The organism is Neoroseomonas eburnea (assembly GCF_018129005.1).
In the GTDB taxonomy this organism is placed as follows: Bacteria; Pseudomonadota; Alphaproteobacteria; order Acetobacterales; family Acetobacteraceae; genus Neoroseomonas; species Neoroseomonas eburnea.
On the sequence record NZ_JAAEDL010000003.1, the window covers coordinates 210,598 to 224,682 of the forward strand.

The following is a 14,085-nucleotide window of genomic DNA, read 5'->3' on the forward strand; positions in this document are numbered from 1 at the left end:
GGCCCCCCCCCTCAACCTTCTTTGTCACATGGGGACTGACCTCCGATGTCAGTTCCCAAGTGACAAAGAAGGGAGGGGGATCGGGGGAGGTTCCCCTCCCCCGACCTTCACCGCGCCGGCAGCACGCTCTCGGTCCGCCCCATCAGGTAGTACGCCGCCAGCCCGAGCCATTCCCGGAACGCCCATTCGAATTGCCCGAGCCGTTCCGGAAAGGGCGCGTCGTACCAGACCGCCCAGGAGTGCCCGGTGCGGTAGTTGACCGGCCAGGGCACGATGTCGCGCCAGCCCGCCGCGCGGAACACGCCGACCGAGCGCGGCATGTGCGCCGCCGAGGTCACCAGCAGCCACACCTCTCCCGGCTTTGGCTGCACCAGTCGGTGGGTGAGGACCGCGTTCTCATGGGTGTTGCGGGCCGCGTCCTCGTAGATCACGCGCTCCGGCGGGATGCCCATCGCGGTCCAGAGCATGCGCGCGACATCGGCCTCCGTGGTCTGGCCGTGGACGAAGGACCCCTGCCCGCCGGTGAAGACCACCCGCGCCTGCGGGTAACGGTTGGCGAGGACGACGCCCTCCGTCATCCGCTCCGCCGCGCCGTTGAGGGAGGGGATGCCGCGCGCCTCGGTGATGTTCTGGTCGACCGCGCCACCGAGCACGATGATGCCGTCCACGCGTTCGGGCACCTGCGCGGGGCGTGGGAAGCGGTCCTCCAGCGGCAGCATCAGCCACTGGTTGGCCGGCGTGACGACCAGCATCAGGAAGAAGCCGAGGGAAGCGAGCACCAGCCACCGCCCGCCGCGCCGCCCGCGCCAGAGCAGGAACAGGCCGAGGAAGCCCACGATCAGCGCGAAATGCCCCGGCCGCGCCGGGAACCACAGGATCTTGGAGATCGCGAAGAGGATGTCGGTCATGGGCCTCTCTGTCCGGCGCGGAGACGTCGTTTCTGTGGCGGCCGCATAGCATGGCCGCCATCGTCAGCCCGCCGCCGATTCGAGGCTCGCGCGGATGAAGCCGACCAGCGGCTCGACCAGGGCGGAACGGCCCTCCGCATCGCCGAACAGGCACATCTCCGCCGTGCCGCAGGGCGGCAGGCCCGCCAGTTCCACGAGCCCCGGCGGCAGCCCGGTGCGGCCGAGCACGGTCGCCGCGAAACCCGCCTGCGCCGCCGCCGCCACCCCGAGCAGCGAGGCCGAGGTGTAGAGCACCTCGAAGGCGATCCCGGCCCGCGCCAGGGCGGCGAGCGCGCGGTCGCGGAACATGCAGCCCTGCGGCAGCATGGCGATCGGCAGGGGCCGGTCCTGCGGCGGTTCCCATCCGGGGGCCGCGACCCAGACGATGGTTTCGGTGAAGACCGGGCGGCCCTCGGTCTCGCCGTCACGCCGCTTGCCGAGAACCAGGTCGAGCGTGCCCTCGGCCATCGCCGCGCGGAGCTCGTGGCTGCGGCCGACCTCCACTTCCAGCCGGACCTCCGGGTAGGTCTGGGTAAAGCGGGCCAGCACGGGGGCGAGGTTGCGCGGGATGAAATGGTCGGCAACGCCAAGCCGCAGCCGCCCCGCGACCGGCGGGGCGATCATGCGGCGCACGGCCTCGTCGTTCAGAGCCAGCATGCGGCGGGCATAGGCGAGCAGTGTCTCCCCTTCCCGCGTCAGCGCCACGCCGCGGCCGCCGCGGTCGAGCACGCGCTTGCCGAGGATGTCCTCGAGCCGCTTCACCTTCAGGCTGATCGCCGACTGGGTCAGGCCGAGGGCGGTGCCGGCGGCGGTGAAGCCACCGCGCTCGGCCACGGTGACGAAGCCGCGCAGCAGGTCGAGATCGAGATCGGGAACGCGCATGGCATGAGAGATCATCATGCCGGCGGCCGCGTCAATGAGGCATGCAAATGAATATCCGGATGCTGGCGGTGGGGCCGCCGCCAGGCAACCCGGCCCGCGGCCGGAATGGCCCCGATCCGCCACCCGCCCCGCGGCCGCCGGCGCGGGTCCCGATCAGGCGGATTCACCCCGATCAGGTGAAGATGCTCGCGAAACCGCAGGCCTGGAGCGGCTGCCGTGGGCCGATGGGAACGGATGCCGCTCCAGCCCGCGGATTCGGTCCGCAGCAGCGCCCCGGGCCGGCAAGGCCGGCGCTGCGGCCTATCCGCCCCGCCTGCGCGAAGCAGCGGTGGTCCGCTGCCTGCGGCAGGCCATGCCGACGGGACCTCGCCTCCCGCCGCGATCCTCGCCCGCACCGATTCCCGGCGCGGGCACGGGATCGACGAACCGCGGGCGCCATGCGCCCACGGCCCGGCAACGAGGCCCGCCGGGCTTCGGCGGTCAGGACCTCAGATTTCTTCGTCCCCGCCCCAGTCGCCGCCGTCATCCTGGGCGCCCCAGGCGTCCTGGTCGGTGGCGCTGGCATCCTGGGCCGCGGCGGCGTCCTGCTGTCCCCAGCCGGACTCTGCAGGGGCCTTCTCGCCGCCAGTGGCCGAGGCCGGGTCCGTCCAGGGGGAGGAGGTCGGGGTCGCATCCTGCCCGCCGGTGCCGAAGGGGCTCGCCGCCTGCGCCGCGCCATGGCCGCCACCCAGCGCGCCCATCAGCATGTTGCCGATCAGCATGCCACCGGCCACGCCCGCCGCCGCCGCTGCGGCGGTGCCGAGGAAGCCCATGCCGCCGCGCGACTGCTGCTGCAGCGCCTGCGGGCTGTAGCCCGCCGGATATTGCGGCTGCGGCCGGGGCGGCATCGGCGGCGGCATCGGCGCGTTGGAACGCCCGCCGAACAGCCCGCCGAACATGCCCCCGCCGCCGGCCTGCGCCGCCTGGGCCTGGCCCTGGCGGCGGGCGTTCTCGACTTCCCATTCGAGCTGCTGGATGCGGTTGTTCGCCTCGATCAGCGCCGCTTCCTGCACGAAGGCCGACTGGGTGATGCGGTAGCGCGCCTCGGGGTAGCGGGCGAAGAGGTCGGCGATCAGGCGATCGGCCTCCGGGTCCACCGGCGGCAGGTTCGGCCGCTGCGCGGGGCCGGTCGCGCCCCAGGGGCCGCTCGGCGCCTGCGCCACCGGCGCGGCGCCGCTGATCCGCTCCACGAAGGCGGTGATGATCCGCCGTTCCTCATCCGTCATGCGTCTCGTCCTCTCCCGACATGGCTGCGGACGCAGGCCTGACCGGCGCGCCCCCGTCCGGCGGCGAAGTGGCCCGAACCGAGGTGCGTTTCAAGGCACGTCGCGAAGTGTCACACGACGGCGGGAACGCGCGGCGGCAGACCCAGCCGCCGCCATTCGATCGCCGGGCAGCGATCCATCACCACGCTGAGCCCCGCCGCGCGGGCGCGCGCTGCCGCCGCCTGGTCCACCACGCCGAGTTGCAGCCACACCGCCCGCGCCCCGAGTCGGATCGCCTCATCCACCACGGCGCCCGCTTCGGCGCTGCGGCGGAACACGTCCACCAGGTCGAGCGGCGCCGCCGCCTCCAGCTTCGCCACCGAGGCCACGCCATGCACCGGCCGACCGCCCAGCGCCGGGTTCACCGGGATGGCGTCGTAGCCGTGGTCGAGCAGGAAGCGGAACACGCCATGGCTCGGCCGCCCGGGCCGGTCGGAGGCGCCGACCACGGCGATGCGGCGCGTGCGCAACAGCAGGTCGCGGATCTCAGCATCGGTCATCGCGGCGCCCCCGGCGCGTCGAGGAATTTCGGCATGAGCTCCAGATCCAGCCAGCGGCCGAACTTGCGCCCGACCTCGCGCAGCACTGCGCCGCGCGCGAAGCCGAGCCGTTCGTGCATGCGGATCGATCCTTCGTTCGCCGCGTCCACCGCCGCGATCATCACATGCATGCCGAGCGCGCGCGCCGGATCGAACAGCGCCGCGACCAGCGCGGTGCCGAGACCCTTGCCGCGCGCATCCGCCCGCACATGCACCGAATGCTCGACGGTGTGGCGATAGCCGGGAAAGGCGCGGAAGGCGCCGAAGGAGGACAGGCCGAGCACCGCCCCGCCTTCCTCCGCCACCAGCACCGGAAAACCCGCCGCGCGGCGCGACCCGAGCCAGGCGCGGCGGTCGTCGACGGTCAGCGGATCATCGGCGTAGATGGCCGTCGAGGTCGCGATCACCTCGTTGTAGATCGCGGTGATCGCCGGCAGGTCGGCCTCCGTCGCGGGGCGGATCGTCATCAGAACTCCTCGAGCAGCCGGCCGCAGCCTTCGACCCTGTCCGTGATCCCGTTGGCGCGCAGCGCGTGCCAGTAGGTCGCGGCGTTGATAGCGATCACCGGCTTGCCGAGCCACATCTCGGCCATCGCCGCGAGCTTCACCATCGAGAGATTGGTGCCGACCTGCACGATCGCGTCCACGTCGTCGCCGTCGAGGCGCCTGATCGCCTCCGCGCACTGCTTCGGCCGCACCTGCGCGATGCCGGTCCAGGACCGGCACTGCAGCGCGATGTCGCGCACCACCCTGAAGCCCATGTCGCCGAAATACCGCGTGACCTCCGCGTTCATCGTCGGCCAGTAGGGCGAGAACACCGCGATGCGCTTCACCCCGCCATAGGCCTGCAGCGCCGCCGTGCAGGCATGGCTGCCGACCGAGACATCGAGGCCCGAGACCTCCTTCACCTGCCGGATGAAGCGGTCCGCGCCCTTGGCGCCGTCGAAGAAGGTCACGGCGGACATGCCCATCACCAGGTAGTCGGGCCGGCAGGTCATCACGCTGCGCACGGCATCAAGCGTATTGCCGCCGATCACCTCGATGCCGGCGCGGAAGGTCTCGTTGGAGACGGCATCGGCATTCGGCGTGTAGATGCGCGAATAGTGGTTGGTCACGCCGGGCGGGCGCATCATGTCGTAGTCCGGCTGCACGACGGTGTTGGTGGACGGGCCCATCACGCCGAACAGCCTGCGCCAGCCCAGAACGTCCCTGTCCATCGCCGCCTCCTGTCCCCTCGCCGAGGGTGCGCAGCCTGCCACAGGGGCGATGCAGCACCAGCCCCGGCCATCGGGAAGGGCGGGGGAGGAGAACCTCCCCTGCTCCCCCTCCCTTCCTTGTCCTTTGGGAAATGATACCAGCGGCCGCCATGCGCGGCCGCTGGTATCCGGCTTTTCCTGCCCTCGGACGCCGGGCGCGAACCTCCGGTTTGCCTGGCTTCGCCGGACCGCATTCGCGGCCTCGGCACGAGTCAATGACTCGTGCCGTTGGCATGACTGCCGAGATCAGTCTCCAAGTCCCAAGGAAGGTTGGGGGGTTCGGGGGGAAGTTCCCTTCCCCCCGAACGCATCCCGCAGCGCCAGCCCGACCGGCACCATCCCGGGGATCACCTCCCGCGTGAACAGCGCAAGCCTCGGCTCGAAGGCAGCAAGCGCCACCGGCGGCGGCGGCGCGGCGCCAAGGCCCGCGATCAGGCCGGGGGCCTCAGCCTCCGCCGCCGCCACGGCGGCATCGCGCGACGCCGCCAGCACGCCGCCGTCGAACAGCGGCGCCAGCAGGCCAGGAAGCGCCGAGAGGACCTCGGGCCACTGCGCGAGGTGGAGATACAGGCTCGGCACCACCGAGGGATCCGACAGGCCATGCCGCGCCGCCAGCGCGCGCGCCACCGCAGCCGAGGCCGGCGGCAATTCCGCCAGGCGCGCCAAAGGCGGTGGCGGCGGCAGCATCGCCCCAACCTCGGCCGCGGCACCCTGCGCGCCGGGCGCAAGTCCCGCGGCACGCAGCCGGATCGCCGTCAGCACCGCGAGGTTGGTCAGGTTGCCGCGGCTGTAGGTTTCGACCAGCGCGACGGCATCGGGCGGGGCCTCGGCGCGCGGCAACCGCGGCAGCGTCATGCGCGCAGCGATGCGGTCCCGCGCCCCGGCCGCCGCGCCGCTTTCCAGCACCGGCCGCGCCTGCGCCCACAGCCAGTCGAGCACCCCAGGCAAGGCCGCCGCGTGCCGCCAGATCAGGTTGACCTGGGCGACGCCCACACCGGCCCGCAGCCCGGCATAGACCACGGCGACGGCGGGGGTGGCCTCGGCCTCGCGGACCTCCGCCAGGCTCACGGCCGCGCCATCCAGGCGGCTTCGAGTTCGGCCCGCGTCATCAGGTCCGCGTATTTCTGGCCGATGTCGAAGAGGTTCGCCTCATGCGGCGCCAGCGCGCGGTCTCCGACGCAATCCATCACGCAGACGGTGCGGAAATTGTGCTGCATGGAATCGACGACCGTCGCCCGCACGCAGCCCGAGGTGGTGCAGCCCGCCACCGCCACCGTGTCCACCCGCCGGAAGGCCAGCCAGGCCGCAAGGCTGGTGTCGAAGAAGCCGGAGGCGCCCTGCTTGCGGACAATCAGCTCGCCCGCCCGCGGCGCGAGCTCCGGCACGATCTGCGACAGCGGGCTGGTCTCCGTCAGCTTGCGCAGGCTCGGTGCCTTCAGCGTGAAGACGCCGGCATCCGATCCGTCCTCCGCATAGACCACGCGGGTATGCGCGACCGGCCAGTGCTGCCGGCGGGCGAAGGCGAGCAGGCCGACCGTCTCCGCGATGGCGGGGCCGATGTTGCCGCCGCCGAAATGCGCCGGGTCCGCGAAGCCCTCGACGAAATCGACGATCACCAGCGCCGGCCTGTCGCCGATCCCGGACGGATTGCCCATGCCCTGGCGGTGGTAGATGTCGGCTTCGGGGTGCCCGCTCATCGGGAATGTCCTGGCTGCTGGACGTCCAAGGGCCACGCCCCATCCTGCCAAGCTTCCGCCGGGGCGCGCTGCCCTGCAAGCCGGGCCGTACGCCCGCCTCCATGCCGCCCGCCGGGGGCGGGAGCCGTGCAACCCCCTCGGGCGGGCACGGAAAGCCCTTTCCGCGGCGGCGCGGCCATGCAATCGTTTGGTATGCGGATTGTTCTCGCAGGCGACGCGCGCAGGACAGCGGGAGTTGACGCCATGCCACTGTTCCAGCATGACCAGAACGGCATCACGCAGTCGCAGCAGAATCTCGGCATCAATGGCGACAAGGCCTGCGGCGCATCCTGCATCCTGTGCACGGCGGCGGAGTTCGGCACCTATGCCGGCCAGCCGAATGATTCCGACGCGAAGGATGTCTATCAGCGCATCTGGCGCGGCCAGAACGACGAATCCGAGGTTTCCAAGATCGTCGCCATCCTCTCCAGCGACTTCAATCTGAAGGCGTCGATCATCGAGGACCGCGCGAAGACCGGGAAAGCCGGGCTGCGTGCGCATTCGCCGGATTTCGAGGTCGCCTACGCCGGCTACAAGGCCGACATCCAGGGCCTGCCGCGTGAGAAGCGCGACGTGGCCGATCCCTTCAAGGAATCGGATTTCGACGGCGATGCGCGGCTCATGCTCGTCGTCGTGCTGCCATCGGGGCTGACCCACTGGGTGCTGGCGCGCCGGTGGAACGGCAGCTTCAGCGTCATGAACCCCGATGGCGGCACCGAGGATACCCTGCCCGGCATCGTCGCATGGATGAACGCGCCCTTCGGAACGACGCAGCAGGTCGGCACGGTGACCTACAATTTCGCCGGGATCGTGCTGCGCGTCACGCCGTAGGCAGCCGGGGCCGCGCGCGAGGCCGCTTGATGCCGGGCGGCAAGGCGGCATCTATGGCGCATGGCCTTTTCCCTCCTCCACCGCGCGCCGCGCGTGGCGCTGCTGCGCCTCGCCGGCCTGATCGCCGCCCGCCCCGACCCGCTCGGCGGGGGGCTGAACGCGGCCGCCATCGGCCCGCTGCTGGACCGCGCCTTCGGCATCCGGCGGCTCTCGGCGGTGATGCTGGTGGTGAATTCGCCCGGTGGGTCGCCGGTGCAGTCCTCCCTCATCGCACAGCGCATCCGGCGCCTGGCGGAGGAGAAGAAGATCCCGGCCATCGCCGTGGTCGAGGACGCGGCGGCCTCCGGCGGCTACTGGATCGCCTGCGCGGCCGACGAGATCATCGCCGATCCGGCCTCGATCCTCGGCTCGATCGGCGTCATCAGCGCCGGCTTCGGCTTCGACCAGGCGATCGCGCGGCTCGGCGTGGAGCGGCGGCTGCGCACCGCGGGGGCGGAAAAATCCTTCCTCGACCCCTTCCGGCCGGAACGGGAGCAGGACGTCGCTCGCCTTGAGGATCTGCTCGCGAAGCTGCACGAGGAGTTCAAGGCCTGGGTCCGCGCCCGCCGCGGGGAAAAGCTCAAGGCGCCCGAGGACAGCCTCTTCACCGGCCGCTTCTGGACCGGGCGGGAGGCGGTGGAGCTTGGCCTCGCCGATGCGCTCGGCGATGCGGAAGCCGAGGCGAAGCGCCGCTTCGGGGAGAAGGTGAAGATCATCCGCCTCGGCCAGCGCCGGCGGCCGTTCCCCTGGCGGCTGATCCCCGGCGCGCGGGAGGGCGTCGAGGCCATCGCCCAGGCCGCCGAGGAACGCGCGGCCTGGGCGAGGCTGGGATTGTAGAAGGAGGGGGGCCCTGCCCCCCTCCACCCCCCGCCGAGGGCCGAAAGGCCCTCGGAACCCGTTACGTGGTCGGGAAGGGCCTCGGGCGGCCGTGCGATGGCGTGAGGGCGTTCAAAGCCCTGCCGTTCCCGGACCGAGCGTCTCGAAGATCCGCGCCAGAAGCCGCGTGCGCGGCACCAGGCAGGCGATGTCGAGATATTCCTCGGTGGTGTGCGGGCCGCCACCGATCACGCCGAGCCCGTCCAGCGTCGGTACGCCGAGCGCGCCGGTGAAGTTGCCGTCGCTGCCGCCGCCGGCGATGCGTTCACCCGCCACCTCGAAGCCGATCTCCCGCGCCAGCGCCGCGGCATGGTCGTAGAGCGCCTGGATCGCCGGCGTCTTCACGAAGGGCGGGCGACCGAGGCCCGGCGTCACCTCGGTCCGCACATCGGGGTCGTGCTGCGGCAAGGCATGGATGGCGTCGCGCAGCTCGGCTTCCTCCTGCGCCGTCGGCACCAGCGCGTAGCAGATGGCGCGGCATTCGGCGGGGACCATGTTCTCATGCGTGCCGCCCTGCACGATGCCGATGTTCACGTAGAAATTTCGCGGGTGGTCGGTCAGCGACTCGAGCGCCAGGATGTGGTGCGCCATCTCCCGCACCGCGCTGCGGCCTTCCGCATGGTAGGCGCCGGCATGCGCGCTGCGGCCGAGGGTGCGCAAATGCCACCGTGCGATGCCGTGGCGCGCGATGGTCAGCCGCCCGCCCTGCCCCGACGGTTCCACCACCAGGGCGGCGCGGTGCTTCACCGCCTCGGCCTCGATGGCGGGGCGGGAGGAGGGGCTGCCCATCTCCTCGTCCGGGATCATCATGAAGCTGACCGGCAGGCGCGGGCGGCGGCCGGTGGCGTGCAGGTGCTGCAGCGCGGCCAGCGCGATCGCATTGCCCCCCTTCATGTCGTAGATGCCAGGGCCGTAGGCACGGCCGCCGTCGCGCCGGAAGGCGAAGCTGCCGGGCTGGTGCACCGTGTCCATGTGGCCGAGCAGCAGCAGGCCAGGCCCGGCCTCCTGGCCCGGCACGCGGCCGATCAGGATGTCGCCGAAGCCGTCGCGGCCGGGGGTGCGCTCGATGGCGGCGCCGAGGCCGCGCAACAGGGCCTCCGCATGGTCGGCGACGCGATTGACGCCCGGGACGTGCTGGGTGGGGCTTTCGATGTCCACCCAGGCGCGGACGGCGGAGAGGAGGGTGTCGGAGGTCAGGTCGAACATCGCCGTCATTTCAGGAGCGCTGATGAGCGCCGAAGCCTTACCTCTTGAATCCCCGCTCATCCGGCCCTGCCACGCGAGACGCTTGCACGCGATGTTGGGGATGCCGTGCCGCCCGCGCTGCGGTCACGAGGCGGGCTTTCCTTGGCATCCGCGATGCACTGGCGAAGCGTGTCCATTTGCAGGTCGTCGAGGCGATGGAGCATCCGATGGCAGTTCGAGCAGACGGCCATGAGATCGCTGGGCTTCACTTTGCGGCCTGCGCCGGCCTTGGCCAGCGGCACGGCGTGATGCGCCTCAATGAAGCCCTTGCCGATGTCCCCATACTGCGCGGCGAAGTCGAACCCGCACACAGTGCAGGACCAAGACCGAAGACTCTGCTTGAAAGCGCGGATCAGTGCCGGGCTGCGCTCTCGCATGACATGTTCGACGACGCGCGGTGTTCCTTCGAAGGCCTCGATGAAATCATCGAGGTCGGCAATCCCTGCGCCCCGAAGTGACTGCCGGGATGCTTTTTCAGTCGATATCGCAAGCCGCCGCAGCCCCCATACTCCACTTCCTTTTGGCTTCTTATTGTAAAAGATATCCTCTTTTTTTCCGTACGCCTCTGAATCGCTTGACCTATACTGTATAAATCCTTGCAATGTTTTTCTTGGAAATTTATATTTTATTTTTATCTGTGGGTATTTTGTCATCAGATTTTCCATTAAATCTTCTATTCTTATTTCTCCGCCAGCTAAATTCATTTCTTCTTTAATAATTTCAACTGTATAATGAAACTTTTTTGGATCTTTTTTTGCATTCATGCGGATTTTCCTTTCCATCGTCCCGAATGTGCACGTGCTGATTTTGCCACGATGTCCACGGGTTGCATTGCGGTGGTGACATTTGAACCAGGCCGGCACTCGGCGCATAGGCCCCCCCTGCCGGATCGGCCCCGGGGCGAGCAAAGGACCTCGGTGGAACTCCTCAGCGCACCTCCACCTGCCTGACCCAATCCGGCAAATTGTAGAACATCGTCACCCGCGCGATCCGCCCGTCCCGGACCTCGTAGAAGGCCCCGGCCGGCAGTCGATACGTCTGGCCCTTGGCCTCGGGCAGGCCTTCGTCGGTCGCGAGGTATTCCCCCTCCACCACGAATTCCGCCGCCGCGCGGGTACCGCCAGGTTCGGCCATGACCACGATATCCGTGAGTCGTTCCCGGTAGCAGCGGTCCATCCGCGCCATGAAGGCGGCGAAGGCGTCGCGGCCCGTCTCCCGGCCGCCTTGGTTGATGTCGTGGGCGACATCCTCGGTCAGCAGGGTCAGCATCGCGGGCCGGTCGCCCCGGTTGAAGGCATCCAGATAGGAACGGATCAGGTCTGCGGCGGCGTTCAAGGTGGTTTCCTTGCCGGGGAAAGGTCTGGCCCGTATAGGTGCAGCGCATCAAAGACCAACGCCAGCCTGGACCATCCATGCCGCAGAAGCCCCCGAGCTTCCAGGACATCATCCTGCGCCTGCACCGTTTCTGGTCGGAGCAGGGCTGCGTGATCCTCCAGCCCTACGACATGGAAGTCGGCGCGGGCACCTTCCACCCGGCGACGACGCTGCGCGCGCTCGGGCCGAAGCCCTGGAAGGCGGCCTATGTGCAGCCTTCGCGCCGGCCGGCCGATGGCCGCTATGGTGAGAACCCGAACCGGCTGCAGCACTACTACCAGTACCAGGTCATCCTGAAGCCGAGCCCGGCCGACCCGCAGGCGCTGCTGATCGAGTCCTACCGCGCCCTCGGCATCGACCCGGCGCTGCACGACATCCGTTTCGTCGAGGACGACTGGGAAAGCCCGACGCTGGGCGCCTGGGGCCTGGGCTGGGAGGTCTGGTGCGACGGGATGGAGGTGACGCAGTTCACCTATTTCCAGCAGGTCGGCGGCATCGCCTGCGAGAAGCCGAGCGCGGAGCTGACCTACGGCCTCGAACGCCTGGCGATGTACATCCAGGGCGTCGAGAACGTGTACGACCTCGACTTCAATGGCGACGGAGTGACCTACGGCGAGGTCTTCCTGCGCGCCGAGAAGGAATACTCCGCGCATAATTTCGAGCATGCCGACGTCGCCATGCTGTTCCGCCACTTCGAGGATGCGGAGAACGAATGCGCCGCGCTGCTGGAACGCGGCCTGGCGCTGCCGGCCTACGACCAGTGCATCAAGGCGTCGCACCGCTTCAATCTGCTCGATGCGCGCGGGGCGATCAGCGTGACGGAGCGCGCGGCCTATATCGGCCGCGTGCGCAACCTGGCGAAGGGCTGCTGCGAGGCCTGGCTCGCGGGGGAGACGGCCGGTGCCTGAACTGCTGCTCGAACTCTTTTCGGAAGAGATCCCGGCGCGCATGCAGGCGCGCGCGGCGGAGGATCTCGGCCGCCTGTTCGCCGATCGTTGCGCCGCGCTGCTGGAAGCCCAGCCGAAGCTGTTCTTCGGCCCGCGCCGCATCGGCCTGACCGCCACGCTGCGCGTCGCCGTCACGACCGAGGGCAAGGAGGAACGTGGCCCGCGTATCGGCGCGCCCGACCAGGCGCTGGACGGTTTCCTGCGCAAGCACGGCGCGACGCGCGACGCGCTGAAGCAGGAAGGCCAGTTCTGGGTGCTGGCGAAGCCGGGCGAGACGATGGAGGCGCGCACCCTGGTCGCGGAAGCGGTGCCGGCCGTGATCCGTGCCTTCCCGTGGCCCAAGTCGATGCGCTGGGGCGGGTCGTCCTCCATGGTGTGGGTGCGGCCGCTGAAGCGCATCCTCTGCGTTCTCGACGGCGCCGTGGTGCCCTTCGACCTGCGCGCGGGCGAGGATGACGGGCATGGCCTGTCCAGCGCCGACCTGACCGAGGGCCACCGCATCATGGCGCCCGGCGGCTTCGCGGTGCGCGGCTTCGCCGAGTACGAGGCCGGGCTGCGGGAACGGCGCGTCGTGCTGGACGCGGCGGAGCGCGCTTCGCTGATCCGCGATGGCATCGCCGCTTTGGCCGGCGCCGAGGGCCTGACGGTGGTGCCGGATGACGGCCTGGTGGCCGAGGTCGCCGGCCTGGTCGAATGGCCGGTGCCGCTGCTCGGGCGCATCGACGACGCCTTCATGGACCTGCCGCCCGAGGTCATGCGCACGACGATGCGCGTGAACCAGCGCTATTTCGCGCTGCGGCGCGCGAACGGTTCCGCCGCGCCGCGCTTCGCGCTGGTGGCGAACATCGTGGCGCCGGATGGCGGTGCAGCCATTGTCGCAGGCAATGAGCGCGTGCTGCGCGCGCGGCTCGCGGATGCGCGGTTCTTCTGGGATCTCGACCGTAAGCAGACGCTGGAGAGCTTCCTGCCGAAGCTCGATTCCGTGGTGTTCCACGCCAAGCTCGGCACGCAGGGGCAGCGCGTCGCACGGCTGGAGCGGCTGGCGCGGCTGATCGCCGAGAAGGTGGGCGCCGAGCCGGCGCTTGCCGCGCGCGCGGCGAAGCTGGCGAAGGCCGACCTCGCTTCCGGCATGGTCGGGGAATTCCCGGAACTGCAGGGCGTGATGGGGCGCTACTACGCGCTCGGCCAGGGCGAGGATCCGCGCGTCGCCGAGGCCATCGCCGCGCATTACCGCCCGCTCGGGCCGGGGGATGAAGCGCCGTCCGAACCCGTCGCCATCGCCGTCGCGCTGGCGGACAAGCTCGACCAGCTCGCCGGGTTCTTCGCGGTGGGGGAGAAGCCGACCGGGTCGGGGGATCCCTTCGCGCTGCGGCGCGCGGCGCTGGGGGTGATCCGCATCGTGCGGGAGAATGGGCTGCGGCTGGGGCTGTTCGATATCTTCGAAGCCGCGCTGGATTCCGCCTTCCGCGATGCACACGCCGCAGAAGCCGCGGCTGCGCGAGCCCAGAGCGGCTCCTTCGCGATCGGCGCCCTTCGCGCGACCAGGCGGGTACAGGGCAGAGACCGTCCCGTCGATGTGGTGGCGCCTGAGATCCTCGACTTCCTCACCGACCGCCTCCGCGTCCAGCTCCGCGCCGAGGGCACCCGCCACGACGTCGTCACCGCCGTGCTCGGCGCCGCTCCCGACGACGACCTCAACCGCCTGCTCCGCCGTGCCGATGCCGTACGCGCCTTCGTCGAATCCGAGGCCGGCGCCAACCTCCTCGCCGCCCATCGCCGTGCCGCGAACATCCTGCGCATCGAGGAAAAGCGCGACGGCCACACCTACGACACCGGCTATGAGCGCCACCTGCTCAAGGCGCATGAGGAAGAAGCCCTCGCCGTCACGCTGGAAGAGGCCGCCGCCCGCATCGAGCTCGACCTCTCGGCAGAGGATTTCGAGCGCGCGATGGAGGCCATGGCCACCCTCCGCGCGCCCGTTGACGCTTTCTTCGACAAGGTCATCGTCAACGATCCCGCGCCGGAACTCCGCCGCAATCGCCTGAAACTACTCGCCCGGCTCCGCGCCACGATGGACGCGGTGGCTGATTTCTCGAAGATCGAAGCCTGA

General features: G+C 70.1%; 15 protein-coding genes. 4 read left to right on the forward strand and 11 right to left on the reverse strand.

Features of this window, described 5'->3' with window-relative positions:
* Nucleotides 1–107: 107 nt before the first annotated feature.
* The 8 genes from GXW74_RS04945 to GXW74_RS04980 all read right to left on the reverse strand — a co-directional run bounded on the left by GXW74_RS04945 (nucleotide 108) and on the right by GXW74_RS04980 (nucleotide 6,624).
* Nucleotides 108–908: a YdcF family protein gene (locus tag GXW74_RS04945; protein WP_211845166.1), complete on the reverse strand. Its 801-nt coding sequence runs from the start codon at nucleotides 906–908 to the stop codon at nucleotides 108–110.
* A gap of 63 nt (nucleotides 909–971) precedes the next feature.
* Nucleotides 972–1,829 (reverse strand): LysR family transcriptional regulator, encoded by an 858-nt coding sequence (locus GXW74_RS04950; protein ID WP_211845167.1) that lies wholly within the window; start codon nucleotides 1,827–1,829, stop codon nucleotides 972–974.
* A gap of 488 nt (nucleotides 1,830–2,317) precedes the next feature.
* Nucleotides 2,318–3,094, reverse strand: coding sequence for a DUF2076 domain-containing protein (locus GXW74_RS04955; protein ID WP_211845168.1), 777 nt, complete (start codon nucleotides 3,092–3,094; stop codon nucleotides 2,318–2,320).
* Nucleotides 3,095–3,204: 110 nt separating this feature from the next.
* Entirely contained in the window at nucleotides 3,205–3,633 is a 429-nt protein-coding gene (locus tag GXW74_RS04960; RefSeq protein WP_211845169.1) for a CoA-binding protein, read from the reverse strand.
* Complete coding sequence (locus GXW74_RS04965) at nucleotides 3,630–4,139, reverse strand: GNAT family N-acetyltransferase (RefSeq protein WP_211845170.1); 510 nt, start codon at nucleotides 4,137–4,139, stop codon at nucleotides 3,630–3,632. The genes GXW74_RS04960 and GXW74_RS04965 overlap by 4 nt, the downstream gene beginning before the upstream one ends.
* Nucleotides 4,139–4,888 carry a maleate cis-trans isomerase family protein gene (locus GXW74_RS04970; protein ID WP_211845171.1) on the reverse strand — a complete coding sequence of 250 codons (750 nt, stop codon included), beginning with the start codon at nucleotides 4,886–4,888 and terminating at the stop codon, nucleotides 4,139–4,141. The genes GXW74_RS04965 and GXW74_RS04970 overlap by 1 nt, the downstream gene beginning before the upstream one ends.
* 285 nt (nucleotides 4,889–5,173) lie before the next feature.
* The gene (locus tag GXW74_RS04975) at nucleotides 5,174–5,995 is read right to left on the reverse strand and encodes a hypothetical protein (RefSeq protein WP_211845172.1); all 822 of its coding nucleotides are present in this window, start codon (nucleotides 5,993–5,995) and stop codon (nucleotides 5,174–5,176) included.
* On the reverse strand, nucleotides 5,992–6,624 hold the full coding sequence (locus tag GXW74_RS04980) for an isochorismatase family protein (RefSeq protein WP_211845173.1): 633 nt from the start codon (nucleotides 6,622–6,624) through the stop codon (nucleotides 5,992–5,994). Before GXW74_RS04980 ends, GXW74_RS04975 begins: the two co-directional genes overlap by 4 nt.
* Before the next feature lie 243 nt (nucleotides 6,625–6,867).
* Here GXW74_RS04980 and GXW74_RS04985 point away from each other — a divergent pair, with 243 nt between their 5' ends.
* Nucleotides 6,868–7,494, forward strand: coding sequence for a hypothetical protein (locus GXW74_RS04985; protein WP_211845174.1), 627 nt, complete (start codon nucleotides 6,868–6,870; stop codon nucleotides 7,492–7,494).
* A 60-nt stretch (nucleotides 7,495–7,554) separates the two neighbouring features.
* Nucleotides 7,555–8,370 carry a S49 family peptidase gene (locus tag GXW74_RS04990; RefSeq protein WP_211845175.1) on the forward strand — a complete coding sequence of 272 codons (816 nt, stop codon included), beginning with the start codon at nucleotides 7,555–7,557 and terminating at the stop codon, nucleotides 8,368–8,370.
* 111 nt (nucleotides 8,371–8,481) lie between these two features.
* On the opposite strand, the gene GXW74_RS04995 is transcribed toward GXW74_RS04990, so the two are convergent.
* The 3 genes from GXW74_RS04995 to GXW74_RS05005 all read right to left on the reverse strand — a co-directional run bounded on the left by GXW74_RS04995 (nucleotide 8,482) and on the right by GXW74_RS05005 (nucleotide 10,989).
* Nucleotides 8,482–9,615 carry a M20 family metallopeptidase gene (locus GXW74_RS04995; RefSeq protein WP_211845176.1) on the reverse strand — a complete coding sequence of 378 codons (1,134 nt, stop codon included), beginning with the start codon at nucleotides 9,613–9,615 and terminating at the stop codon, nucleotides 8,482–8,484.
* Nucleotides 9,616–9,671: 56 nt separating this feature from the next.
* On the reverse strand, nucleotides 9,672–10,418 hold the full coding sequence (locus GXW74_RS05000; RefSeq protein WP_211845177.1) for an HNH endonuclease: 747 nt from the start codon (nucleotides 10,416–10,418) through the stop codon (nucleotides 9,672–9,674).
* Between the two features lie 163 nt (nucleotides 10,419–10,581).
* Nucleotides 10,582–10,989 (reverse strand): ketosteroid isomerase-related protein, encoded by a 408-nt coding sequence (locus GXW74_RS05005; RefSeq protein ID WP_211845178.1) that lies wholly within the window; start codon nucleotides 10,987–10,989, stop codon nucleotides 10,582–10,584.
* Nucleotides 10,990–11,066: 77 nt separating this feature from the next.
* Between GXW74_RS05005 and GXW74_RS05010 the strand changes: the two genes are divergently transcribed.
* Both GXW74_RS05010 and glyS read left to right on the forward strand, forming a co-directional pair.
* On the forward strand, nucleotides 11,067–11,936 hold the full coding sequence (locus tag GXW74_RS05010) for a glycine--tRNA ligase subunit alpha (protein WP_211845179.1): 870 nt from the start codon (nucleotides 11,067–11,069) through the stop codon (nucleotides 11,934–11,936).
* A complete protein-coding gene (gene glyS / locus GXW74_RS05015; RefSeq protein ID WP_211845180.1) occupies nucleotides 11,929–14,085 on the forward strand; it encodes a glycine--tRNA ligase subunit beta in 2,157 nt (718 codons plus the stop codon). The genes GXW74_RS05010 and glyS overlap by 8 nt, the downstream gene beginning before the upstream one ends.

Bases quoted from the DNA above. Each gene is read 5' to 3' on its own strand.
- GXW74_RS04970 (WP_211845171.1), bottom strand. From the start codon at position 4,888: ATGGACAGGGACGTTCTGGGCTGGCGCAGGCTGTTCGGCGTGATGGGC.
- GXW74_RS04945 (WP_211845166.1), bottom strand. From the start codon at position 908: ATGACCGACATCCTCTTCGCGATCTCCAAGATCCTGTGGTTCCCGGCG.
- GXW74_RS04980 (WP_211845173.1), bottom strand. From the start codon at position 6,624: ATGAGCGGGCACCCCGAAGCCGACATCTACCACCGCCAGGGCATGGGC.
- GXW74_RS05000 (WP_211845177.1), bottom strand. From the start codon at position 10,418: ATGAATGCAAAAAAAGATCCAAAAAAGTTTCATTATACAGTTGAAATT.
- GXW74_RS04965 (WP_211845170.1), bottom strand. From the start codon at position 4,139: ATGACGATCCGCCCCGCGACGGAGGCCGACCTGCCGGCGATCACCGCG.
- GXW74_RS04960 (WP_211845169.1), bottom strand. From the start codon at position 3,633: ATGACCGATGCTGAGATCCGCGACCTGCTGTTGCGCACGCGCCGCATC.
- GXW74_RS04950 (WP_211845167.1), bottom strand. From the start codon at position 1,829: ATGCGCGTTCCCGATCTCGATCTCGACCTGCTGCGCGGCTTCGTCACC.
- GXW74_RS04955 (WP_211845168.1), bottom strand. From the start codon at position 3,094: ATGACGGATGAGGAACGGCGGATCATCACCGCCTTCGTGGAGCGGATC.
- GXW74_RS04995 (WP_211845176.1), bottom strand. From the start codon at position 9,615: ATGTTCGACCTGACCTCCGACACCCTCCTCTCCGCCGTCCGCGCCTGG.
- GXW74_RS04990 (WP_211845175.1), top strand. From the start codon at position 7,555: ATGGCCTTTTCCCTCCTCCACCGCGCGCCGCGCGTGGCGCTGCTGCGC.
- GXW74_RS05010 (WP_211845179.1), top strand. From the start codon at position 11,067: ATGCCGCAGAAGCCCCCGAGCTTCCAGGACATCATCCTGCGCCTGCAC.
- GXW74_RS04985 (WP_211845174.1), top strand. From the start codon at position 6,868: ATGCCACTGTTCCAGCATGACCAGAACGGCATCACGCAGTCGCAGCAG.